The 1,501-nt window shown below is 40.0% G+C and carries 1 protein-coding gene; it reads left to right on the plus strand.

Annotation, left to right across the window (positions count from 1 at the left end):
- Positions 1 to 123: 123 nt before the first annotated feature.
- Positions 124 to 1,329: an IS256 family transposase gene (locus F947_RS12745; RefSeq protein ID WP_004973108.1), complete on the plus strand. Its 1,206-nt coding sequence runs from the start codon at positions 124 to 126 to the stop codon at positions 1,327 to 1,329.
- Positions 1,330 to 1,501: the final 172 nt, after the last annotated feature.

Here is a 1,501-nt window from a genome sequence, read left to right on the forward strand (position 1 = left end):
CAGGGAATAGCGAGACTATTGCCAAGTTTCATAACGTAATCTGAGAAAGTTTTAGCCACATGAGGGTAGTGTTCAAAAAACTGTGTCATTTCCTTAAACTGTTAAAAACAGGAATGATGCATTATGGCAACTACATTTGATTTTGAAACAGCCTTAAAACAACTCCAGTCAGGACAAGCACTGACTGGAGAAAATGGCATACTCACCCCTTTAATTAAACAGCTGACCGAAGCTGCTCTTGAAGCAGAAATCGAGAATTACATTGAAGCGAATCCGAAACAAGGTAATCGCCGCAATGGCTATACTCGCAAGACAGTAAAATCTACATCAGGTTCATTTGAGCTTGAAACCCCTAGAGATCGAAATGGTGAATTTGAGCCACAGTTAGTTAAAAAGAACCAGACCAAATTATCAGAAGAAATTGACAATAAAATCATATCACTCTATGCACTTGGTATGAGCTATCGTGATATTCAAAAGCATGTTGCTGATATGTATGGATTGGAGATTTCAGATGGTGCTATCACCAATATTACAGATAAGCTCCTCCCTCAGTTACAAGCATGGAAACAACGCCCACTCGATACAATTTATCCCTTTGTTTGGTTAGATGCCATACATTACAAAGTGAAGGATAAAGGTGTTTATGTGAGCAAAGCGATCTATACCATTTTAGCTTTAAATGTTGAAGGTAAGAAGGAACTACTCGGCTTGCATTTGTCGGAAAGCGAAGGGGCGAACCATTGGCTTAGTGTACTGACAGACCTACAAAATCGTGGTGTTCAGGATATTCTGATTGCCTGTGTAGATGGACTAAAAGGTTTCCCCGAAGCCATAGCAGCGATTTACCCTCAAACAGAAATACAACTGTGTATCGTTCATCAAATTCGTAATTCTTTACGCTATGTTGCCAGTAAAGATCAGAAGGCATTTATGGCTGATTTAAAGCCAATTTACCGTGCTGATACCAAAGGGGCGGCAGAAGTAGCACTGGATGAGCTAGAAGAAAAATGGGGCGAAAAATATGGTGTGGTCATTCAGTCATGGCGTACCAAATGGCATCTACTATCCGCCTATTTCAAATACCCTAAAGCGATTAGGAAGCCGATTTACACCACCAATGCCGTTGAAGCCGTACATCGTCAATTCCGCAAACTAACCAAAACCAAAGGAGCTTTCCCCAATGAGGATAGTCTGATGAAATTACTGTATATTGGTATTCAACAGGCATCAGAAAAATGGACAATGCCTATTCAGGAATGGGGACAAACGATTACTCAATTATCCATTTACTTTGAAGGTCGATTAGATGATATAATTAAAATCTAGTCAAATTTACTGACACAGAATTTTGAACGCCCTCCACATGAGCAAGAACAAAGCGCTGCTTTGTTTGCTGCGCAAGGGGACGAGCATATTTTTTGCTGCTATTGCGTTATGAGTCAGTCATTTAGAATGACTAAATTTCCTGCCTCATGCCTTATATCAGCTAAAAAACCTT

The organism is Acinetobacter towneri DSM 14962 = CIP 107472 (assembly GCF_000368785.1).
GTDB classification, from domain to species: domain Bacteria; phylum Pseudomonadota; class Gammaproteobacteria; order Pseudomonadales; family Moraxellaceae; genus Acinetobacter; species Acinetobacter towneri.